Genomic DNA, 21,163 nt, shown 5'->3' with positions numbered 1-21,163 from the left:
GGGATGAAACTCGGCACTGCGATCGGCTTTTCCGTGATGCTCGCCGCGAGTGCATGGGCACTCGCCGGATGCAGCAGCGCGCCGCCTCTTTTCTCAGCCGATGGCCGTCCCACTCAGCTCGTGCAATGCCCGGCCTACGGTGGCTGGCGTCTTTGCACCGACAACGCGAAGGTCGCCTGCCCGGGCGGCTACGACGTGCTCGAACAATCCAGCGCCGACAACCAGAACGGCTTGTTGATCGCCTGCAAGGCAAACTAGCTGGAACCCGTCGCGCGCTTCCTCATCGAAGCGTGATGCCGCATGCGGCGTCTTTCTCTGTTCTTCGAAGGAGCACCGATGTCCAACGCCGGTTTCGATTCCGCGCGCCTTGCCGAAATGCGCGCCGCCATGCAACGCTTCGTCGATTCCGGTGAGGTCGCGGGCATCGTCACGCTCACCTGGCGGCGCGGCGAGATTGCACAAGTGGATGCGCTCGGCTGGCGCGACACCGGCACGCGCACCCCGATGACGCGCGACACGCTGTTTCGCATTGCGTCGATGACCAAGCCGGTGACGAGCGTCGCCGCGCTCATGCTGGTCGAGGAAGGCCGTCTTGCGCTCGAAGCGCCGGTGGCGAAGTGGTTGCCCGAACTGGCGAACGTGCAGGTGATGCTCGACCCCGAAGGCCCGCTCTCGCAGACCGAGCCGGCGCGCACGCAAATCACGCTGCTCGACTTGCTCACGCATCGCGCGGGCTTCGCATATCACTTCACCGCGACGGGCGAACTCGCCGCCGCGTACGAGAGCGTATTCAACGGCTTCGATGCGATGGTCGATCCCGCGAGTTGGCTGGAACACGTCGCCAGAATTCCGTTGATGTTTCATCCCGGCGAGCGCTGGCAGTACGGCGTGTCCACGGATGTACTCGGCGCGCTGGTGCAGCGCGTGTCAGGCATGCCGCTCGGCGAGTTCTTCCGCACGCGCATCTTCGAGCCGCTTGGCATGCACGACACGGCTTTTGCCGTGACGCCCGAACAGGCGACGCGGCTTGCGACGTCCTATGTCGTCGATTCCCCGGGCGCGCAACCAGTGGTGGAGGATCATCCTTCGACGAGCCGTTGGATCGACGCCGCGCGTTATCAAAGCGGTGGCGGCGGGCTCGTGTCCACCGCCGACGACTATCTGCGTTTCGCGCGTGTGTTGCTTGGACGCGGCCGTCTGCAAGGCGATGCTAAAGAGCGCGCAGCAGGTCCGCGGCTTCTGTCGCACAAGTCCGTCGACTTGATGCGCTCTAACTTTCTCACGCCTGCGCAGCGCGAGATCCCGGCGTTCGGCTATCCATTGTGGCGCGCGCAGGGTTTCGGCCTCGGGCTGTCGGTTGTCGACAATCCGGCGTTTCAGTTGCCCGCGGGATATCGTTCGACGGGTTCGTTCAGTTGGCCGGGCGCGCTTGGAACAAGCTGGTTTGCCGATCCCGTCGAGGACATGATCGGCATCATGCTCATTCAGCGGCGTGCGCTCGAACCGTTCCCGCTCGCGCGCGAGTACGAGCGGCTCGTGTATGCGGCTATCGACGACTGACCGTTGTCAGCTTTGCTGCGTCTCCCGCAGCATCGTCACGTCGTAGCCGAGTGCGCGCGTGCGCTCAATCAGCGAGCGCCGCATATCGGGCGATGGCCGCGCGTCGCGCGTCAGAATCCACAGATAGCGGCCGGTCGGTTCGCCGACGATGGACCAGCTGTAGTCGTCGGCGTGATCGAGAATCCAATAGTCGCCGACATAGAACGGCCCGAAAAACGACACCTTCAGCTTCGTTCCGTTCGATCCCGGAACGATCTTCGCGCGTCCTTCCGATGTTTTATATGGCCCGCTCAAGCCGCCTTCGTGGCATGCGTTGATGACCGAGACGAGCCCGTCTTCGCGACGCGCATAGTTCGCGGTCACGCCTTCGCAGCCGCGTTCGAAGCGGTTTTCGTAGCGGGCGAACTCATGCCAGTGGCCGAGGTATCGATCGAGATCGACAGCCTTCGAAGGCTCGGGCACGTTCTCGTTGCCGCTCTTGCGTGCGCCGTTCGTGGCGCATGCCGCAAGCGCCGCAACGCCGCCAAGCGTGATGAGCGCAGCGGCGCCGTAGATCCATGGACTTCTGATTTTCATGTTGCGCGTCTGCTTTTGATTGCGAAGACCTAGCATTGAGCAAACTTCATTCCGATGTTTTTGCACTCCCGGAAAGCCTCACCTTTCGAGCGTCAGAAGAGGGTTTTGCATGTCTCCCGAGGTTGCGGCATAGAAGGCAACTCCTTGTCCCATATCGTTTTTCGTTCGTCGAAAGCTATGCCGAGGTCGATTCGACTAGTCGTTTTGACGCGCTCCTGTATTCGCTCACCTCAGGCAAACGGCTGTACGGACGGAGCGCATCAGCGGTCTTCCAGTGTCGAATCGGCGTGCTGGTTGGCATTTTTCGACGTCAAGGTGAAAACGTTACAGAACAATGGCTTGCCGAAAGAACTTAGAGCACATTAAAACGTTTCGCGGTACGGATAAACTTTGAGGCGTGAGCCTTGGGCGGCTCTCGCGGCTCACCATCACGCAGCTCCCGAAATGCCTCACCTTTTTGACAGCGGGTATTCTCTCGGCTCTTTTCTGTTGAAGCCTTGTCATGCCATCGCCGGATCATCTGCATTTCGCTTTCTCTTCGCTGTCTTCGCTTCTCACGCCGCTTTTCACCATCATCCTGCCGGTCTTCGGACTCATCTTCGCGGGCTACGCGTGCCGCAAGCTCAACAAGCTCGGTCCCGCCGCCGCATCGGAACTGAACCGCTTCGTCGTCTATCTCGCGTTGCCCGCGTTGCTCTTCGACACGATGTCCAGGACGCCGTGGAGCATGCTCGATCAACCGGCGTTCATCGCGGTGTTCGGCATCGGGTCTGCCGTGGTGTTCGTGCTTACGCTTATCGCGCGGCTCATGCGTGCGCGTCCGCTCGCCGATGCCAGCATCGACGGACTCAACGCTGCTTATGCGAATACCGGTTTCGTCGGCTTGCCGCTTTGTTTGCTGGCGTTCGGCAAGGAAAGTCTCGCGCCCGCCGTCATCGCAACGATCATCACTGTGTGCGTGCTGTTCGCGGTGGCGATCGTGCTGATCGAACTCGGCTTGCAAAGCGAAAAGCACATCTTCTGGACGCTATGGCGCGTGGCGAAGTCGCTTGGCAAGAACCCTCTTTTGATCGCGCCGCTTGCGGGCACGTTGCTGAGCGGTTCGGGCGCGCACGTGCCGGATGGCGCCGAAGCATTTCTAAAGCTGCTGGGCGGCGCGGCGAGTCCTTGTGCGCTGGTTGCGCTCGGACTCTTTCTCGGCGCGAAAGGCGAGGCGCGCAGTCTTCGAACGACGGGCGCACTCGTCACGCTCAAATTGATCGCGCAGCCCTTGCTGACTTACTGGCTGGCGTTTCATGTCTTCAGCATGCCGCCGCTATGGTCGAAGACCGCCGTGATTTTGAGCGCGCTGCCAACCGGCACCGGTCCGTTCATGCTCGCGGAGTTTTATCGACGCGATGGCGGCGTCACTTCGAGCGCTATTCTGTTTTCCACGGTGCTTTCGCTAGTCACCGTGACGCTCTGTCTGACTGTGCTGCTTTGAACCGGCTTCGCCCGCATTCGACCCGTCGCTCGCCCGCGATAAAAAATGCCCGGCGCGCGGGCGTCGGGCAAAGCCACCTTCTGTTCGATGGTGGAGGAGGGCCGGTTTGTTCTACCTGTCCTAAATTACTGTGCGCTGCCATCGTTGCGAGTGTTGGCTCGCACTTGCGCATGACGTTCCTGATACGGCCGCAGTTGCGGATAGCTCAATGCGTTGACCGCTTCGAGATCGCCCGCGCGACGGGCGCTCGCCAGTTCCGCTTTCACTTCCGCACGCGACTTTGCACCGTAAGTTGATTGAGCGAAGGCCGGAGCCGTTGCAAAAAGCGCCGAGATGAGCAGGCCGCCGATAAATGTGTTTTTCATGGAAGAACTCCTGGATTCGCTTGCGTCCGGTTGACGCTTGAGAAAAGTTTAGGAGTTTTCCTATTGGACAAAAATACCCATTGAGCCAACACATTGTTGTCGGGAATGGTTGAATGCTGGCGCACGAATCGCCGGTTGGTGGGTGTTACCAAGCGCGATTCTTACCATGCTGGTAAGAATAAATTGAGTTTTGTGGGCTTTTTATGCGGATGCTTCATAGATAGAGTCACGGCATCGATCGAACACGGTCGGCCAAACACTCATCTGGAGATGTCAAATGAAGCGCATTCTTTCTGCTGTCCTCGCGTCGCTGGCCCTTTTTTCGGCAGTCGGCGCAGCGCAAGCCGCCGATTCGAATCCGACATCGTGCCAAGGTCCCGCATCGCAATGCAGCGTGTTTTTCGGCCACTGATCTGCCGAGGCGCAGCGGGTGAACGCACTGAAATCATGCTCTTATCGCGGGAATGTTTCGTCAAAGTAACATTTTCGAACCATCTTTTCGGCAAACACCGAGTTATCCACAGTTTCTGTGGATAACAGTGGGGATAATCGGCCACAAACCTCGCAACAATGCGGGGGGAACTGGGTTGCTCAAATCATCGCAAAAATAGGCAGTCTGTTTGGTTCGTGACGGCGGTCAGACGGCTCGCCTATGATGTTGACTCGAAGCCGCGTCGTGTTTTCGCACGCGGATTTGTTGGCATCCTTCATGGAGCAAAACCTCATGGCCTACAAGATTGCGGTGGTCGTCGGAAGTCTGCGACGGGAGTCGTTCAACCGGCGGCTTGCGCACGCAGTCGAATCGCTCGCACCGGAAGATTTCTCGTTCGAGCATCTCGATATCGCCAGCCTGCCGTTGTACAGCCAGGACTACGACAGCGACTATCCCGAAGTCGCGGTGAAATTCAAGCAGAAGATCTCGGAAGCAGACGCGCTCCTTTTCGTCACGCCGGAATACAACCGCTCGATTCCGGGCGTGCTCAAGAATGCGATCGATTGGGGTTCGCGGCCGTGGGGCCAAAGCGCCTGGGGCGGCAAGCCGGGCGCGGTGATCGGCACCTCGGTGGGCGCGATCGGTACGGCTATCGCGCAGTCGCATCTGCGTGGCGTGTGCGCGTATCTCGACATTGCGATGCTCGGTCAGCCCGAGATGTACATCAAGCACGATGACTCGCGTATCGATGCGAACGGCGCAATCGTCAGCGACGACACGCGCAAGTATCTGCAAACCTTCGTCGATAAATACGTCGCGTGGGTCAAGAAAATCGCCGGATAAGAAGGCGTGTTCCAAAACGAATCGGCCCGCGCGTGCGAGCCGATTCGTTATTGCGTGAAGCGTTTTGCACTTAGACGTGATGATGTCCCGTCACGCGATCCCAACCATGACGCACGGCAGCCTTGAAGCGCTCCCAGGTTCCGTCTTCCGGATGGCGCGTCTCCCACTCACGGCGCATCTCATATTCCATCTGATCGTCCCACGCGCGGCTGCGGAAGCGGTCGTCGTTGCCGAGCGTGGCGCCGTACCGATACGCGCCTTGATAATCCTCGTACGGCTCGCCGGTTGCAGCGTAGCGGGTGTCGTAGTCGGCGCGGAAGTCTTCCTCATATTCCATGTACTCGTTCGGCACAGCAGCCGTTCCAGCCGATGAACCCATCGCGCCCATCGATTGCGACTGGCTTTGACTCAGCGTGCCGCTTCGAATCTGCGCGGGTTCGTCGAGCGGGCTCAGCGGTTCGACCGGACGCCAGTCGGCGGCGTTATCGGTACGTACGCCGGGCAGAGGATCGCCCATGTTGCCCGAACGCAGCGGATCGCGACCGGCAAGAGCGTCGCGCTCCGAAAGCGATTCGCCCGAGAGTTCGTCACGGGCGGCGAGCGGGTCGGCTGGAGTGCCGGTCAGCGGGTCGCGGGCAGCGAGCGGGTCCATGCCAGTGGTGGCGAGCGGATCGCGGCCAGTGACGGGATCGCGTCCCGAAAGCGGATCGGCGGCGGTGCGCGTCTCGACTTGCGTGTACTGCGTCGTCTCGTGACGCGTCGTGCCGGCATGCGGCATCAGCGAATCGTCTGCCGGGTCGCTCACGAAGTCGCGTGCACCCAGTGCGGCGGCATCGCGGCGCGTCAACGGGTCGCCGAGCGGATCGGCAAGCGGGTCGAGCAGCGGATCGGCGGCGGCGCCTGTAGCCGGGCTTGCTGCGTCGGTGCGCGGATAAGCGCGGGCGCGCGTTGCGTCCATGCGCGCATCGTTCACCGGCTCGCGGCCCGGCACTGCACTGCCGCGTCCGAGTCCCAGTTCGTCGAGTATCGAATGATCGCGGTCATCCACGCCGGCTTGCGGCATCGCGGTGCCGTGTTCGAGCGTGGACCAGCTTGCGGCGCGCTCATCGATATCGATCGCGCCTTGATCCGCAAGCGTCGCGCGGGCGACATCGGCTTGCTCTTCGCTCGGGGTATCGACGGCTACGAGCACTGCGCCACGACGCACGGCTTCCGAATAATGCGCGACTTCTGGCGGGTGATCGCGCCCGCCGAAAAGCATGCTGAAAAAGCGCTCGATGTTCGCCAGCACGCCTGGTTCGGCGTGCGATTGGGCATCGGGCATGACGGACGGCTCGGCGGCATCGTCGCGTTTTGGATTCGCTTGCAACTCGATATCAGCGCGCGGGAAGCCCGCTGTAACGAGGGCCGAGCGTGCGTCCTCGGCCTGCGCGTAGGTGTCGAAAACTCCGATGACGGTGTGTCGCATATACGCCTCCTGCGGATGGGCGGAACTTCGAAATCGGCAACGTTGCGAGGTTGCCGTGCATGTTTGCCCATCACGCAACGAGCGTGCCGGATGCGCCGTGGCGCGTCTGGCAAGGCTCGCAGCGATGGATCACGCAAGGCGCTTTTACAAAACTGGTACAAAAAGCAGATCAGCGGCCGATTGCCCGAGCTTCGTTGAGACGTTCGCGAATCTCGTGCAGCAAGGCGTCGAGCAGCGCGATATCGAATGGTTTAGACAGCACGCGCGCATCGACGTGACGGGCGCGGTCCAGTTCTTCCGCATAACCCGTGACGAGAATCACGGGGATGCGCGGCTCGAAGCGTTGCAGCATTTCCGCAAGGTCGATGCCGCTCATCTTGCCCGGCATGTGAATGTCGGAGAGCACGACATCGAAGGGAAATTCGGACGCTTCGCGCGCGCCTTCGAGCACGGTGACGGCGGTATCGGCGTTGAATACGTAGCTCACGTGATGACCCATCATGGCGAGCAGCGCCTCCGTGCCGGCGGCCACTTCCTCGTTGTCCTCGACGAGCAACACGCGCAAGCCTTCGGTCTCCTTGACCACGGCGGGTTCGTCTTTTACCGCCGCGTTGGCCTCGGCCTCAGCGGCCGCGCGCGGCAGATAAAGACGCACCGCCGTGCCCGCGCCGATTGCGCTGTCGATAGTCGCGAGTCCGCCCGCGCGCTCGCAAAACGCAAACACCTGCGGCAAGCCGAGACCGGTGCCCATGCCTTTCGGCTTGGTCGTGAAAAGCGGCTCGAATGCGCGGCCCAATACTTCGGAACTCATGCCGAAGCCCGTGTCTTCCAGCGTGACCTGAACGAAATCGCCGGTGATCGGAAAGCCGTCTTCGTGACGGAAGCGCACGTTGTCGGCGCGCACGGTGAACGTGCCGCCGCTTGGCATCGCGTCGCGCGCGTTGACCGCGACGTTGATGAGCGCAAGCTCCAACTCGGCGGGGTCGACGCGCACGGGCCAGACATCCGCGGTCACTTCGACGTGGAGCGCGACCTTCGCGCCAAGCGACGCGCGCAGCAGTTCGCGCCCCGCCGGCACCCATTTGCCGATGGCAATGGTTTCGCTGCGCAATGGCTGCTTGCGCGCCACGCCGAGCAACTGCCGCGTGAGCGACTGTCCGCTCTTGAGCGCGCGTTCCATCGCGGAGAGTTCACGTTCAAGACCGGGCGCGCCGCGCCGTCGCGCGATCTGCACGTTGGTCGAGACGATCATCAGCAGATTGTTGAAGTCGTGCGCCACGCTGCCGACGAGATTGCCGAGCGCTTCCATCTTGCGCGCCTGCCGGTAGGCGGATTCGATCGAGCGCCGCATCGACGCTTCGGCTTGCCAGCGTTCCCACGCTTCTTCCTCGATGGCGAGACGCCGCAGCGATTGCCCGATGACGCCCCACAGCACGATGCAAGGCGCGAAAATCGACAACGCGAGCACGCTCAAATGCCGATACCACTCGGCCCATAACGTGGAGATCGGATAGCCGCTCGACACATAGACCGGATAGCCGCCGACCCTGCGGAACGCGACGATTTTCAGCTCGTTGTCGAGCCCGGACATCATCTCCACGACGCCGCTGCGCCGTCCCGCGCGATATGCCTCGCGCAAGGGCGAACTGGCCGCGAGCGCCATGCGGTCGGGCGGCCGTTGCGGATACCACGCGAGCACTTCGCCATCGCTGCGTGCAAGGCCGAGCGAAACGGTCGGACTGTCGCCGAGGAGCTCGCGATAGAACGCGTTGAAATAAGCAGGACGCAGCGCAATCGACACGATGCCGTTGAACTTGCCCTTGTCGGTGCGTCGCACGACCGCCGTGTTGAAGACTTGTTCGCCCGCCACGCGCCCGAGCATCACGCGCGAAATCTGTTCGATGCTGCGGTCGTCGCGCATGCCACCGAAGTCCTCGCGCGTCGCGACGGACACATCGGGCGTCGGCCAGGTGCGGCTCGTCACGAGCAGCTTGCCGTCGGCGCCGAACACCGAAACGGCAGCGACTTGCTGATAGTTGTTGCTCATCATCTTGAGACGGTCGTGGATCAGACGACTGTCGCGGCGGATCGGTTCGTCGTCGAGTCCATCGAGCAGATCGACGATACGTTCGTTCAGCGTGACGTTGAGATCGAAGACCTTGAGCGCGTGCTCTTCGGCGACGCGTGCATTGCGGGCGACGGTTTCGGCGGCGAGCGCCTCGCGGTCGTGGTAGTCGGTGTATGCGGTGACTGCCACGTAAATGCAGGGCAGCAGAATGGCGGCGACGAGGAACGCATAAAGCGTCAGGCGCTGTGCGGCGAAGTTGCGCTCGGGAACCACCGGGAATGGCGGTTCATCCTGCCTCTGTTCGGCGGCAGGATCGGCGTCGGACTCCTCACGTTGCAGCGTCATATTTGGCAGCGAAGTGGAAAACTTTACGCGCGCGCGTGTCGTTCGAAGCGTTGAACGCTTCGTTCACAGTGTTCCAAAGCACTTGAACGGATAGGGCTGTGGAGTAACCGGTTCGGGCAAGCACGAAGAATGCCGATTTGGGTTTAGAACGTGCGTGCGCGCAGGACTAGCGACATTACCAGAGAGGAGGGTATGCAGGTAAATACGATGCCGCCGCATGCAAGCGCTCGCGTCACACGTGCAAGTAACGCCGCTGAAAGCCACGCCGCTGAAAGCCACGCCGGTCAAGGCGCAGGCTCGATCGCCAAAGAATTGTTATACTCTTTGCCGCTTCCGGCGTACTTGCCACCGGCCCGCCGGCACTCATCGACTCGATCCACTCAGCGCCAAGCCGTTCCGCGCGCACCCGGAATCGTCGAGGCTGGCGTCATCCAACAATTCGCCCTCGGGGCGCGATAGCGAAAGAACTCGCGGAGTCCGTCTTGGCCGTTTCCCACACCATCGCTGACGAATCTGCTCCCGATGCCGCGAAGGCGTCATCCGGCAGCTCGTTTTATCTCGCGATGCGCATCCTGCCCGCCGACCAGCGGGACGCGATGTATCAGATCTACGCTTTTTGCCGCGCGGTCGACGATATCGCCGACGAAGGCAACTTGCCGCGCCGCGAACGCGCAATCGCGCTCGACCGCTGGCGCGAAGACATCGACGCGTGCTATGCCGGCGCGCCGCGAAAATCGCTCGAACCGCTCACGCGTCACATCCAGGCTTTCCAGCTTTCCCGCGACGACTTCCACGCTGTCATCGACGGCATGGCCATGGACGCCGCATGCGACATCGTCGCGCCCGACGAAGCCACGCTCGACCTCTATTGCGACCGCGTGGCAAGCGCGGTGGGCCGGCTATCGGTGAGAATCTTCGGGATGCATGAGGACGCCGGGCGACGGCTTGCACACCATCTTGGCCGCGCGCTGCAGCTGACGAACATCCTGCGCGATATCGACGAAGACGCGGGCATCGGCCGCGTCTACCTGCCGCGCGAACTGCTCGCGCGCGAAGGCATCTCGACGAGCGACGCGGCGAGTATCGTCGCCGATGCGCGCCTGCCGCGCGTGTGCGCCGTCATCGCCGAACGCGCCAAAGGGCATTACGCGCAGTCGGACACGATCATGGCCGCTTCGCCGCGCCACGAAGTGCGCGCGCCGCGCATCATGTCGGCGGCGTATCACGCCGTGCTCGACGCCAATCTGAAACGCGGCTTCGACCTGCCGCGCACGCGCGTGCGCACGCCGCGTGCGCGGCTGCTGTGGATCGTCGCGCGCAATCTTCTCTGATGTCACGGCTGGTACACGTCGTCGGCGCGGGCCTGGCGGGCCTTGCCGCAGCAGTTCAGGCGCAACGGCGCGGCGCGCGCGTCGTGCTTCACGAGGCGGCGGCGCATGCGGGCGGACGCTGCCGTTCCTATTTCGACGTGAGACTCGGCGCGACCATCGACAACGGCAATCATCTGCTGCTGTCGGGCAACCATGCGGCGTTGGGCTTTCTGCGTGCGATCGGTTCCGCCGATACGCTCATCGGCCCGAGCCAGCCCGACTACCCTTTCTTCGATTTTGCCAATGGCGCGGCGTGGACCATTCGCATGTCACCGGGACGCCTGCCGCGCTGGATTTTCGACGCCAACGCCCGCACGCCAGACACTCAGCCCGCCGACTACTTCGCGCTGTTGCCGCTCTTCTTTGCGAAGCCGGGCCGCACCGTTGGGGAATCGATGCGCGCCAAGGGCCCCGTGTGGGACGCGCTCGTGCGCCCGCTCTTGCACGCCATGCTCAACACCGAGCCCGCCGAAGCGAGCGCGGCGCTTGCCGCCAATCTGTTGCGCGAGACGGTCGCGGCGGGCGGACAGGCATGCCGGCCGCTCATCGCGCGTAACGGGCTTGCGCATGCTTTCGTCGAACCCGCGCTGCGGCTTTTGCAGTACGGCGGCGCGGACATCCGGCTGGGCGCGCGCGTGGCAGGTATCGCCTTTTCGGGCACGGATTCGCAGGAACGGGTAAGCTCCATCGCTTTCGAAGATCGCGCCGAGCCGGTCGTGCTCGCACCGGGCGACGGTCTCGTGCTTGCCACGCCGTCCGAAACCGCGCGTTGCCTCGTGCCGGATCTCGTCGCGCCGGACGAGTTTCGCGCCATCGTCACTGTGCATTTCGCGGTCGATGCGCCGTCCGATCTCGGGCCGATCACCTGTCTCGTCAACGGCACGGCTAATTGGCTATTCGCCAACGACGGCAGACTGAGCGCGACAATCGCTGCCGCGGATCACTTGCTCGCGACGCCGCACGACGAACTCGCGCACACGGTCTGGCAGGAAGTGGCGCGCGCGGTGCGGATGTCCGCCGTGCCCATGCCGCCCTGGCAGGTCGTGGCCGACCCGCACGCAACATTTGCCGCCGTGCCGTCGCAGGAAGGTTTGCGGGCCGCGACGCGCACGCGCTGGAACAACTTCACGCTCGCGGGCGACTGGACGGCGACCGGTCTGCCCGCGACGATCGAGGGCGCGATCCGCTCCGGCCAGAAGGCGGCGGACGTGCTGATGAACCCATCGATGGAACGCTGATGAACGATTTATCCCTGTCGGCCGTGGGCGCGCCGGTATCGAAAGCCGCGCTGGACCATGCCGTCACCGAAGCCACCGATGCGCTGCTCGCGGCGCAGCATCCCGAAGGCTACTGGCTGTACGAACTCGAAGCCGACGCAACCATCCCGGCTGAATACGTGCTGCTTGTCCACTATCTCGGCGAGGAAGCGAATACGACGCTCGAAGCGAAGATCGGCCGCTATCTGCGCCGTATCCAGCGCGCGGACGGCGGCTGGCCGCTCTTCACCGACGGCGCGATGGACGTCAGCGCCACCGTCAAGGCGTATTTCGCGCTGAAGATGATCGGCGATTCGCCCGACGCGGAGCATATGCAGCGCGCCCGGAGCGCGATTCTCGCCGCTGGCGGCGCGGAAAAGGTCAACGTGTTCACGCGCATTTTGCTGGCCCTTTTCGGCGTCGTGTCGTGGCGCGCGGTGCCGATGATGCCCGTCGAAATCACGCGTCTGCCGATGTGGTTCCCGTTCCATCTGTCGAAGGTCTCGTATTGGGCGCGCACGGTCATCGTGCCGCTGCTCGTATTGAATGCGAAGCGGCCGGTGGCGAAGAATCCGCGTGGCGTGCGTATCGACGAGCTGTTTCTGGATGCGCCGGTCAATACCGGCATGCCGAGCCGCGCACCGCATCAGAGCCGCGGCTGGTTCGGCTTTTTCCGCGTGGTCGATACCGTTTTGCGCGCAACCGACAACGCGTTCCCGAAAGCGGGCCGTCAGCGCGCGATCGAGGAAGCGGTGCGTTTCGTCGATGAGCGACTGAACGGCGAAGACGGCCTAGGCGCCATTTTCCCGGCGATGGCCAATTCCGTGATGATGTACGACGTGCTCGGGTATCCGCCGGAGCATCCGCATCGCGCGATCGCACGCAAGTCGCTCGACAAGTTGCTCGTTATCGAAGAAGCCGAGGACGGCGAGGCGTACTGTCAACCGTGTTTATCGCCCGTCTGGGATACGTCGCTCGTGGCGCATGCGCTGCTCGAAACCGGCATGCCGAAGGCACGCGCGGCGGTCGGGCGCGGTCTCGAATGGCTCTTGCCGCTGCAGATTCTCGACACGCGCGGCGACTGGGTTTCACGCCGGCCGAACGTGCGGCCCGGCGGCTGGGCGTTCCAGTTCGCCAACCCGCATTACCCCGATGTCGACGACACCGCCGTCGTCGCCATGGCCATGGAACGCGCGGACCGCGAAAACGGCTCGGCGATCTACGCCGAAGCGATCTCGCGCGGACGCGAATGGGTCGTCGGCATGCAAAGCAGCGACGGCGGCTGGGGCGCGTTCGAACCGGAAAACACGCAGTTCTATTTGAACAACATCCCGTTTTCGGACCACGGCGCGCTGCTCGATCCACCTACCGTCGATGTCTCCGCGCGCTGCCTTTCCATGCTCGCGCAACTCGGCGAAACGCCCGCCAACAGCGAACCGGCGCGGCGCGCGTACGACTACATCGTGAGGGACCAGGAGCGTGACGGAAGCTGGTACGGCCGCTGGGGCATGAACTACATCTACGGCACCTGGTCGGCGTTGTGCGCGCTGAACGCGGCCGGCGCGGCGCCTACCGACTCGCGCGTTAAGCGCGGCGCGGAATGGCTCATTCGCATTCAGAACGCGGACGGCGGCTGGGGCGAGGGCGGCGAAAGCTACAAGCTCGACTATCGCGGATACGAACAGGCGCCGAGTACGGCATCGCAAACGGCGTGGGCCGTGCTCGGGCTGATGGCCGCGGGCCAGATCGAGCACCCGGCGGTGGCGCGCGGTATCGACTATCTCGTTCGCACGCAGCAAAGCCACGGTTTGTGGGACGAGACGCGCTTCACCGCGACGGGTTTTCCGCGCGTGTTTTATCTGCGCTACCACGGCTATCGCAAGTTCTTTCCGCTGTGGGCGCTCGCGCGATATCGCAACATGACGCGTGAAGGCCTGACGCGCGTGACGGCGGCCGTGTGAACGCGCCCGACGCGCGCTCGCTCCACGCATTGCGCCACGCGGCGGGCGGCTTGCCTGTCATTGCCGTGACCGGCATGGCGTTCGAGGCGAAGATCGTGCGCGGACGCGGCGTGGAAGTCGTGTTCGCGGCGCGCTCTGACTGGCTGGAGCGCGCGTTGTCGGACGCTATTTCGCGCGGCTGCACGGGTGTCATCAGCTTCGGAACAGCGGGCGGACTCGCGCCCGATCTGGAGCCGGGCGCGCTCGTCGTGGCCAGCAGCGTGTGCGGACCCTTCGGCGAATTGCGTACCGACGACGCCTGGTCCGCGCGTATCGTCGATGCCTTCGCGGGCACGCCGCTACAGCGCCTCACGCGGCGCGGCGTCATGGCCGGCGTCGCCGCGCCGGTCAAGAGCGAAGCGGAGAAACGCTCGTTGCATTCGTCGACGGGCGCGCTCGCGGTGGATATGGAATCGCATATCGCCGGGGCGATTGCCCTCGCGCGCGGTCTGCCGTTCGCCGTGTGCCGCGCGATTGTCGATCCGGCATGGCGCACGCTGCCGCCCGCGGCCACGGCTGGTTTGCGCGATGACGGCACCACGGCCATCGGTCCGATACTGCGAGAACTCGCGCGTCAGCCCGCGCAACTGAGCGCCATGCTGCGTCTCGCCGCCGATGCCCGCGCCGCGCGAACATCGCTCGTACAAGCGCGTCACGCGCTTGAAACCGCGCATGCACTAGCGTTCGATTGACCGCGTAACGTGCCGCTTGCTTTCTGCGGGTTAACCCGCATCTGCGTATAATCAGGGAAAACCCTAACAAAACTGCGTGCGATCAGTCACGTGCGCAGGGTCAGCAGAAAAGGAAGCGCAAATGAATTTTCACACTCGCAAATGGGTCAAGCCCGAAGACCTGAATCCGAACGGCACCTTGTTCGGCGGCAGCCTGCTGCGCTGGATCGACGAGGAAGCCGCGATCTATGCCATCTCGCAACTGGGCAATCAGCGCGTCGTGACCAAGTTCATGTCGGAGATCAATTTTCTGGCGTCGGCGCGGCAGGGCGACATCATCGAACTGGGAATTACCGCGACGCATTTCGGCCGCACCTCGATCACGCTGCGCGCCGAAGTGCGCAACAAGATCACGCGCAAGAGCATTCTCACGGTCGAGAAAATGGTGTTCGTGAACCTCGACGCGCAAGGCGACCCGGCGCCGCATGGCCGCACGGCGATTCGCTATGCGGACGAGTTGTTCGAAGCCTATCGACGCGACCAGCGCGTGGTGGAAGCGCCGAAGGCATCGAGCGATGACTACGGCATGCAGGAAGCCGCGGAAGAAACGCACTGAGGCAATTGAAACGGGCGCTGCAAAGCGCCCGTTTCAATTTTGAGGCTGAGAAAAGCCTCTGCAAGACAGGCTTACTTCGCGCCCGGATCTTCGTACTGCGGCACGTCTTGATCCTTGCTCGAACTCGACGGCGTGGTTTCCGCCGGCGCTGGCGACTTGCCGCCCATGCCGCCCGCTGGCGCGGCGGCCGCGCCCGGATCGGCGTAATTCGGCAGACCTTGCGCGGCGCTGCCGCCGCCCGTCGCGCCAGGAACGCCCGGCGCGCTCGCGGCATCGGGGGCGGATGCGCCTTCATCGCCATAATCGGGCAACGTCGCCGTCCCGCCGCCCGTCAACAAGTACTGCCGGCGCTGCGTGTAGGCATCGCGCACGAAGGCGTATTTGTCGAGCGCGGCCTGCGAGAGAAGATCCGTCGCGCCGATCAGATCGGCCCGCGCGCTCACGAAATTGATGCCGTACAGCGGCCAGCGGATTTCGTTATCCGCGTAGCTGATCGGGTTCACGCGCCAGTCGACGAGCCACGTCGTCGAGTCCCGGAACGAACTCGGGCCGAGCAGCGGAATCACGAGATACGGACCGGACGGCACGCCGTAGTGTCCAAGTGTCAAACCGAAGTCCTGATGATGCTTGGGCAAACCGGCCGGCGATGCAATGTCGATCAAACCGCCAAGACCGAACACCGAGTTGATGGCGATCCGCATCAAATCCTGCGTGGCGTCCGTGATCTTCAGTTGCAGCAGGTTGTTGGCGAAGTTGCTGAAGTCGCCGATATTTGAAAAGAAGTTGCTGACAGCCGTGCGGAACGGGCTCGGCGTGTAGTCCACATAGAACTGCGCAACCGGCTTCGCGACGTAGGTATCGAGCGTGTCGTTGAATTTGAAGATCGTGCGGTTCATCGGTTCGAGCGGATCGCGCGGATTGCGGTCCGGTCCGGTCGCGCATCCCGCGACCAAAAGCGCGCTCGCAATCACCACACTCGTGGCCAGCTTGCGATGCGCACCAGCGGCTAAAGCCGTTCTCATTCTTCGATTCCTCTTAGGTTGTCGTGCCGCTGGCTCGCGCGCAGCTTCGCCCGATCGGCTGCGCGTACACGGCGGGGCTTGCCCATCAATACCGGCTGAAATACCACGGCGCCGATCAGCGTGCACAAAAGCGACAGCGCGAGCAGCCGCCCCATGCTGGATGTGCCGGGGTGATGCGAAAACCACAGACTGCCGAACGCGGTTGCGGTCGTTGCCGCGCTGAACATCACGGCATGCGTGAGACTCGATTGCAGCAAGCGCGTCTGGCCGGAGCGCCACGCCATCACGAAATAGATCTTGAACGCCACGCCGACGCCCAGCATGAGCGGCAACGCGATGATGTTCGCAAAGTTGAGCGGCATCCTGAAGACGACGCACAGTTCCAGCGTGACGATCGCGGAGACGAGCAACGGTACCAAAGTTCGTAAAACATCGCCCAAACGGCGCAAGGCGATCCACAACAGCACGGTGATCGCGATCAGCGAGTAGATCGCCGCCTGCTGGAACGCCTTGATGATCGTTTCGGCCGAATGGCGCACGGAGATCGGACCGCCTATGGCGTTCGGCTCGGCGTGGCGCACGGCATCTGCGAAACGGGCGAGCAGGGTGTCGTCGTTCGGATCGGCGCCCGGCGGCACTTTCGGCGAGACATCGACGAGCGCCTGACCACTCGGCGTAACCCACGTCTCGACCATTTGCGGCGGCAAGGTGGCGCGCGTGATCTCGACCGGCTGCAACAGCGCGCGCAACTGGCTGAGCGCGAGGCGCAATGGCTCGGCCATCGCGTGGTCGGCGCGATCGCGCGTGGCGGCATCGGCGGCGGCGAGCTTCTTGAGCGTGGCCGAGAGATGCTGCGCTTCGGCCGCGCCCGCGCCGGGGTGATCGTCGGCCGCGAGCGACAGCGCACCCGCGACGCGCTTGAGCGTGGCGACGCGCACTTCATCCGTCACGGGCGATGCCACCGGCTGGTTCAGCGCCGGCAGCAACTGATCGGCGGCAGCCTTGATGAGCGCGAGCTTTGCCGGCTGATCGGCCGGAATCAGCGACGACAACGTGGTCGCGCGATCCACTTCCGGCAGCTTCTGGAGCTTCGCCGCGATGCGATCCGCTTCCGCTAGCGAAGGCGCGAGCACCGCGACATCGTTGACCGCGCCCTCGGGTGAATCCTTGAGCGAGGCGAGTGTCGCCATCGACTCCGTATGCGGATCTTTCAGATGGAGCGGGTTGAAGTCGAAGTGCAGATGGAACAGGAGCGGCAACGCGCCGATCACGACGACGAGCGTGCCGATCAGCACCGGCTTGCGATGCCGGTCGAGGAATTCATCGACGGGAGCGAGCACCGGAAAGCCCGGCGCGCTTGCTTCGCCCGGCGGCGCAAACACCTTGATGAGCGCGGGCAGCAAGGTCATGTTGGTGATATACGCGACGAACATGCCGACGCCCGCAATCAACCCGAGTTCCGACACGCCGCGATACGCGGTCGGCAGAAAGGAGAAGAAGCTTGCGGCAGTCGCGGTGGCGGCGAGCGTCAGCGGCACGGCCACATGCCGCGCGGTTTCGGCGAGCGCCACGTCGAGCCGCTTGTGCTTGTGCCGTTCCTCGCGGTATTTCACGCCGAACTGAATGCCGAAGTCCACGCCCAGACCCACGAACAGCACCATGAACGCGACCGAGATCATGTTGAGCGCGTGGACCATCATGAGGCCGAGCGCGGCCGTGATCGCGAGCCCGACGAAGAGCGTGATGAACACCGCGAGAATCATGCGCTTGGAGCGCAACGCAACCCACAGAATGACCAGTACGACCAGGAACGTGAGGATGCCGTTGAGCTCGGCGCCATCGGCCACAGAGGCGAATTCTTCGTCGGCGAGGGGTTGCGCGCCGGTCAGATGCAGCGTCGCGCCGTACTTCTTGTCAAGGTTCAGCCTGGCCGCCACGGCGCGAATTTCGTCCGATGAGCCCGCCGCCGCCTTGAGCGCGTTGAAATCGAGTTCCGGCAACACGGTGACGAAGGCGCGCGCCGGTCCGGTGCTCTTTGCGGAATCCGCCACGTCGCGCCAAGAGAAGGCAACCGGCTGATTGGCCAGCACGCCGTCGAGCACGGTCGCGCTCTTGCCGAGCAAGCTGGCCATCTGGCCGAGATTGATCTGGCCTGTCAGCAGCGGCACATTGAGCGTGGTATTTAGCGTCTGCGCGAGGCCGGTGAGTGTCGGGTCGTGCGCGAGCGTGTTGATGAGCGGACGCGCCTGCACGAGCTGCTTCGTGACTTCGTCGACCTTGGCGGTGGGTAAGTACAAAAGGCCGTTGTGCTCGAAGAAATCGCCGCCTGAAGGGTGCGACACCGACTTGAAGCGCGCCGGCTCCTGCTTGAGCGCGGCGGCGAGTTCGTTCGCGGCGGCATCGGCGAATTCGGGGGCCGCGGCTTCGACGACGATCAGTAGCGTGGCCCCGCGCTGCGGAAACGCGGCGTCGATTGCCTTGCTGCGCGCGGCCCACTCCGGCTCGTTCTCGATGAGTTGACTGACATCGGTGCTGATCTTGAAGTGATGGACGACATAAATCGTGCTCAGCACGCCGAGCAGCAGCGAAATGGCGATAATCCACGCCGGACGGCGTATGGCGATGGTGACGAAGCGAGTAATGTTGGACGTCAGCATGAAGACGCTACCTGGTGTGTCCTGTTATTTTTGCGGGCCGCGTGCTGCCGGCGAGATGATGCGCGCCGGCGTCCGGCGATGCCGCGCAAGTATACCGGTCGATGCCGGGCACGAACGCGCCATGCGTCTTGAACTGTCGATGCCCCCGCGTGTCGATATACTGGCTCGACGCGTGCCGGCTGCATCGGCGTTACCGGGTATTGCGCCGTCCCCATACCAATTCCAACCTCAGAACTCATTCAGAGAACGGGTGCCATGAAACGCTATCTGTCCATTTGCTTCGCATTTCTCCTTGCCCTCGGCCTGTCCGGCGAGGCTTTCGCGCAAACTAGCCCCGACGCCGTCGTCAAGGCCGCTGTCGAAGGCACCGTCGACGCGATGAAGGCCGACCCGCAAGCGCGCGGCGGCGACATGGCGAAGATCACACAACTCGTGCAAACGCGCTTTTTGCCCGCCACCGACTTCCAGCGCACGACGCGCATAGCGGTGGGCAAGGCATGGGCCAGCGCCACGCCCGAGCAGCAGAAACAGCTTTACGACCAGTTCCAGACGTTGCTTGTGCGGACCTACGCGGCTTCGTTGTCGCAATTACGCGATCAGGACGTCAAGTTTAGCTTCGAGTCGCCCAAGGCCGATGCGAACGCGCGCGACGTCGTGGTCGAATCGCACGTCGTTTCGACTGGCGGCGACAATCCGGTGCGTTACAGATTGGGTAAGACGGCGCAAGGCTGGAAAATCTACGACATCGACATGATGGGCGCGTGGCTCATCCAGGTCTATCAGCAACAATTCGCGGGGCAACTGCAGAAAGACGGTGTCGATGGGCTGATCAAGTATCTGTCGGAGCACAATTCGCGCTCGGCGGGGTGACATGGAGGCGCAATAGCGCCTGCGACGCCACCTGCACCAGCCAGACTCATGTAACAAGAAGCGCGACGGTGATGAGCCGTCGCGTTTTTTTGTTTATGACGCGCTTGTCCCGTTACGTTGGCGACTGGCTCGACAAAGTGAGTCGAATAGAAGGCGTGCGCTTCGTCCCAGTGGACCGAAACATCGCAGTCAAATCCGCCGATTTGCCGGGCGAGTTCCACAAAGATCCGGCAGACCGCATGATCGTGGCGACGGCGCGTTCGCTTTCTGCACCTCTGGTCACGAAGGACCGGAGAATTCGCGACTATCAACACGTCAAGACCATTTGGTAACCCGAAAACAAAAAGGGCGGACAACCAGAGTCATCCGCCCTTCCATCAATCACCCTCGGCCACTAATGCGCCGCGGCGGCTGCCTTCGATCCCTTGCCCTTCGACATCCGCCCGATCTCTTCCAGCTTGATCTCGACGTGCTTCGAGAAGACGTACTCGGCCGGACGCTGCTTGTCGATCGGCAGATCCTTCGCGTACGCGCCTTCCGTACGCGGGCCGCGCATCGACACACCAAGCGCCTTCAGCGGATGCGCCACGGTATCCATCACGGCGGTGGCTTCGAAGCCGCTATGCACCATGCAGTCAGCACACTTCTCGTAGTTGCCCGTGCCGTACTTTTCCCACTCGGTGGTTTCCATCAGTTCCTTGAAGGTCTTCGCGTAACCTTCACCGAGCAGATAACACGGACGCTGCCAGCCAAATACCGTGCGCGCCGGGTTGCCCCACGGCGTGCACTGATACGTCTGGTTGCCCGCGAGGAAGTCCAGGAACATGGCCGACTGGCTGAAGGACCAATTCTTGCCGTTGTTGCCGCGCTTGAAAATCTCGCGGAACAACGTCTTGGTCTTGTCGCGGTTCAGGAAGTGCTGCTGATCCGGCGCGCGTTCATAAGCATAGCCGGGCGACACCGTGATGCCGTCCACGCCCATCGGACCGAGCGTATCGAAGAACTTGGCGACGCGATCGGGATTGGCGTCGTTGAACAGCGTGCAATTGATGTTCACGCGGAAACCGCGCCGCTTCGCTTCCTTGATCGCCTTCACGGCCTTGTCGTAGACGCCGTCTTGCGATACCGAGTGATCGTGCGCCTGCTGGTCGCCATCGAGGTGAACGGACCAGACGAAGTACGGGCTCGGCTCGTAATCGTCCATCTTCTTTTCCATCAACAGCGCGTTCGTACAGAGATACACGAACTTCTTGCGCGCGATGATGCCCTTCACGACCTGCGGCATCTCCTTGTGCAAGAGCGGCTCGCCGCCCGCGATGGAAACGACCGGCGCGTTGCACTCGTCGACCGCGCCCAGGCACTCTTCCAGCGACAGACGCTGGTTGAGAATGGGATCCGGATAGTCGATCTTGCCGCAGCCGTTGCACGCCAGATTGCAGCGGAACAGCGGTTCGAGCATCAGTGCAAGCGGGTAGCGCTTGTTGCGCGAAAAATGCTGGCGAAAGATATAGGCGCCAACGCGGACTTTCTGAAGCAGCGGAATAGACAATTGCTTGCTCT

17 protein-coding genes and 1 pseudogene are annotated in these 21,163 nt (G+C 63.1%); 11 read left to right on the top strand and 7 right to left on the bottom strand.

What is annotated here, in order from left to right; genetic code table 11:
• The first annotated feature begins 3 nt into the window (after window positions 1-3).
• Together LDZ28_RS20265 and LDZ28_RS20260 are read left to right on the top strand one after the other, a co-directional pair.
• The gene (locus tag LDZ28_RS20265) at window positions 4-258 is read left to right on the top strand and encodes a hypothetical protein (RefSeq protein WP_244828876.1); all 255 of its coding nucleotides are present in this window, start codon (window positions 4-6) and stop codon (window positions 256-258) included.
• A gap of 78 nt (window positions 259-336) precedes the next feature.
• Window positions 337-1,560: a serine hydrolase gene (locus LDZ28_RS20260; protein ID WP_244828875.1), complete on the top strand. Its 1,224-nt coding sequence runs from the start codon at window positions 337-339 to the stop codon at window positions 1,558-1,560.
• Between the two features lie 6 nt (window positions 1,561-1,566).
• On the opposite strand, the gene LDZ28_RS20255 is transcribed toward LDZ28_RS20260, so the two are convergent.
• Window positions 1,567-2,136 (bottom strand): lipocalin family protein, encoded by a 570-nt coding sequence (locus LDZ28_RS20255; protein WP_244828874.1) that lies wholly within the window; start codon window positions 2,134-2,136, stop codon window positions 1,567-1,569.
• 502 nt (window positions 2,137-2,638) lie between these two features.
• Here LDZ28_RS20255 and LDZ28_RS20250 point away from each other — a divergent pair.
• Window positions 2,639-3,619, top strand: a complete 981-nt coding sequence (locus LDZ28_RS20250; RefSeq protein ID WP_244828873.1) for an AEC family transporter — start codon at window positions 2,639-2,641, stop codon at window positions 3,617-3,619.
• A 125-nt stretch (window positions 3,620-3,744) separates the two neighbouring features.
• Here the strand turns inward: LDZ28_RS20250 and LDZ28_RS20245 are convergent, their stop codons facing one another.
• A complete protein-coding gene (locus LDZ28_RS20245; protein WP_244828872.1) occupies window positions 3,745-3,984 on the bottom strand; it encodes a DUF4148 domain-containing protein in 240 nt (79 codons plus the stop codon).
• A gap of 724 nt (window positions 3,985-4,708) precedes the next feature.
• Between LDZ28_RS20245 and LDZ28_RS20240 the strand changes: the two genes are divergently transcribed.
• Window positions 4,709-5,260 carry an NADPH-dependent FMN reductase gene (locus tag LDZ28_RS20240; protein ID WP_244828871.1) on the top strand — a complete coding sequence of 184 codons (552 nt, stop codon included), beginning with the start codon at window positions 4,709-4,711 and terminating at the stop codon, window positions 5,258-5,260.
• A 70-nt stretch (window positions 5,261-5,330) separates the two neighbouring features.
• On the opposite strand, the gene LDZ28_RS20235 is transcribed toward LDZ28_RS20240, so the two are convergent.
• Together LDZ28_RS20235 and LDZ28_RS20230 are read right to left on the bottom strand one after the other, a co-directional pair.
• A complete protein-coding gene (locus LDZ28_RS20235) occupies window positions 5,331-6,728 on the bottom strand; it encodes a hypothetical protein (RefSeq protein ID WP_244828870.1) in 1,398 nt (465 codons plus the stop codon).
• 169 nt (window positions 6,729-6,897) lie between these two features.
• The gene (locus LDZ28_RS20230; protein WP_244828869.1) at window positions 6,898-9,141 is read right to left on the bottom strand and encodes a hybrid sensor histidine kinase/response regulator; all 2,244 of its coding nucleotides are present in this window, start codon (window positions 9,139-9,141) and stop codon (window positions 6,898-6,900) included.
• 482 nt (window positions 9,142-9,623) lie between these two features.
• On the opposite strand from LDZ28_RS20230, the gene hpnD reads away from it, so the two are divergent.
• The 5 genes from hpnD to LDZ28_RS20205 all read left to right on the top strand — a co-directional run bounded on the left by hpnD (window position 9,624) and on the right by LDZ28_RS20205 (window position 15,054).
• Complete coding sequence (gene hpnD, locus LDZ28_RS20225) at window positions 9,624-10,472, top strand: presqualene diphosphate synthase HpnD (protein WP_244828868.1); 849 nt, start codon at window positions 9,624-9,626, stop codon at window positions 10,470-10,472.
• On the top strand, window positions 10,472-11,749 hold the full coding sequence (gene hpnE / locus LDZ28_RS20220; protein ID WP_244828867.1) for a hydroxysqualene dehydroxylase HpnE: 1,278 nt from the start codon (window positions 10,472-10,474) through the stop codon (window positions 11,747-11,749). The genes hpnD and hpnE overlap by 1 nt, the downstream gene beginning before the upstream one ends.
• On the top strand, window positions 11,749-13,728 hold the full coding sequence (shc, locus tag LDZ28_RS20215; protein WP_244828866.1) for a squalene--hopene cyclase: 1,980 nt from the start codon (window positions 11,749-11,751) through the stop codon (window positions 13,726-13,728). The genes hpnE and shc overlap by 1 nt, the downstream gene beginning before the upstream one ends.
• 74 nt (window positions 13,729-13,802) lie before the next feature.
• The gene (locus LDZ28_RS20210; protein ID WP_244829734.1) at window positions 13,803-14,459 is read left to right on the top strand and encodes a phosphorylase; all 657 of its coding nucleotides are present in this window, start codon (window positions 13,803-13,805) and stop codon (window positions 14,457-14,459) included.
• A gap of 121 nt (window positions 14,460-14,580) precedes the next feature.
• Window positions 14,581-15,054, top strand: coding sequence for an acyl-CoA thioesterase (locus LDZ28_RS20205; RefSeq protein ID WP_244828865.1), 474 nt, complete (start codon window positions 14,581-14,583; stop codon window positions 15,052-15,054).
• A gap of 71 nt (window positions 15,055-15,125) precedes the next feature.
• Here LDZ28_RS20205 and LDZ28_RS20200 read toward each other — a convergent pair whose 3' ends face one another.
• Both LDZ28_RS20200 and LDZ28_RS20195 read right to left on the bottom strand, forming a co-directional pair.
• Window positions 15,126-16,076, bottom strand: coding sequence for a VacJ family lipoprotein (locus LDZ28_RS20200; protein ID WP_244828864.1), 951 nt, complete (start codon window positions 16,074-16,076; stop codon window positions 15,126-15,128).
• A complete protein-coding gene (locus LDZ28_RS20195) occupies window positions 16,073-18,733 on the bottom strand; it encodes an MMPL family transporter (RefSeq protein ID WP_244828863.1) in 2,661 nt (886 codons plus the stop codon). The genes LDZ28_RS20200 and LDZ28_RS20195 overlap by 4 nt, the downstream gene beginning before the upstream one ends.
• Window positions 18,734-18,988: 255 nt before the next feature.
• Between LDZ28_RS20195 and LDZ28_RS20190 the strand changes: the two genes are divergently transcribed.
• On the top strand, window positions 18,989-19,603 hold the full coding sequence (locus LDZ28_RS20190) for a phospholipid-binding protein MlaC (RefSeq protein ID WP_244828862.1): 615 nt from the start codon (window positions 18,989-18,991) through the stop codon (window positions 19,601-19,603).
• Window positions 19,604-19,719: 116 nt separating this feature from the next.
• Window positions 19,720-19,935: pseudogene (locus tag LDZ28_RS20185) on the top strand (type II toxin-antitoxin system VapC family toxin); the annotation flags it as partial.
• Window positions 19,936-19,997: 62 nt separating this feature from the next.
• On the opposite strand, the gene hpnH reads toward LDZ28_RS20185, so the two are convergent.
• Complete coding sequence (hpnH, locus tag LDZ28_RS20180; RefSeq protein ID WP_244828861.1) at window positions 19,998-21,152, bottom strand: adenosyl-hopene transferase HpnH; 1,155 nt, start codon at window positions 21,150-21,152, stop codon at window positions 19,998-20,000.
• Window positions 21,153-21,163 lie beyond the last annotated feature (11 nt).

The organism is Caballeronia sp. TF1N1 (genome assembly GCF_022878925.1).
Taxonomy (GTDB): domain Bacteria; phylum Pseudomonadota; class Gammaproteobacteria; order Burkholderiales; family Burkholderiaceae; genus Caballeronia.
The sequence above is the reverse complement of the archived record's forward strand: the minus strand, read 5'-3'. Positions and strand labels throughout refer to the sequence as shown.

Excerpts from the sequence above, each read along its gene's own strand:
- LDZ28_RS20195 (WP_244828863.1), bottom strand. The coding sequence starts at position 18,733 with ATGCTGACGTCCAACATTACTCGCTTCGTCACCATCGCCATACGCCGT.
- shc (WP_244828866.1), top strand. The coding sequence starts at position 11,749 with ATGAACGATTTATCCCTGTCGGCCGTGGGCGCGCCGGTATCGAAAGCC.
- hpnE (WP_244828867.1), top strand. The coding sequence starts at position 10,472 with ATGTCACGGCTGGTACACGTCGTCGGCGCGGGCCTGGCGGGCCTTGCC.
- LDZ28_RS20245 (WP_244828872.1), bottom strand. The coding sequence starts at position 3,984 with ATGAAAAACACATTTATCGGCGGCCTGCTCATCTCGGCGCTTTTTGCA.
- LDZ28_RS20190 (WP_244828862.1), top strand. The coding sequence starts at position 18,989 with ATGAAACGCTATCTGTCCATTTGCTTCGCATTTCTCCTTGCCCTCGGC.
- LDZ28_RS20210 (WP_244829734.1), top strand. The coding sequence starts at position 13,803 with ATGGCGTTCGAGGCGAAGATCGTGCGCGGACGCGGCGTGGAAGTCGTG.
- LDZ28_RS20230 (WP_244828869.1), bottom strand. The coding sequence starts at position 9,141 with ATGACGCTGCAACGTGAGGAGTCCGACGCCGATCCTGCCGCCGAACAG.
- LDZ28_RS20255 (WP_244828874.1), bottom strand. The coding sequence starts at position 2,136 with ATGAAAATCAGAAGTCCATGGATCTACGGCGCCGCTGCGCTCATCACG.
- LDZ28_RS20265 (WP_244828876.1), top strand. The coding sequence starts at position 4 with ATGAAACTCGGCACTGCGATCGGCTTTTCCGTGATGCTCGCCGCGAGT.
- LDZ28_RS20240 (WP_244828871.1), top strand. The coding sequence starts at position 4,709 with ATGGCCTACAAGATTGCGGTGGTCGTCGGAAGTCTGCGACGGGAGTCG.
- LDZ28_RS20200 (WP_244828864.1), bottom strand. The coding sequence starts at position 16,076 with ATGAGAACGGCTTTAGCCGCTGGTGCGCATCGCAAGCTGGCCACGAGT.
- LDZ28_RS20205 (WP_244828865.1), top strand. The coding sequence starts at position 14,581 with ATGAATTTTCACACTCGCAAATGGGTCAAGCCCGAAGACCTGAATCCG.
- LDZ28_RS20260 (WP_244828875.1), top strand. The coding sequence starts at position 337 with ATGTCCAACGCCGGTTTCGATTCCGCGCGCCTTGCCGAAATGCGCGCC.
- LDZ28_RS20250 (WP_244828873.1), top strand. The coding sequence starts at position 2,639 with ATGCCATCGCCGGATCATCTGCATTTCGCTTTCTCTTCGCTGTCTTCG.
- LDZ28_RS20235 (WP_244828870.1), bottom strand. The coding sequence starts at position 6,728 with ATGCGACACACCGTCATCGGAGTTTTCGACACCTACGCGCAGGCCGAG.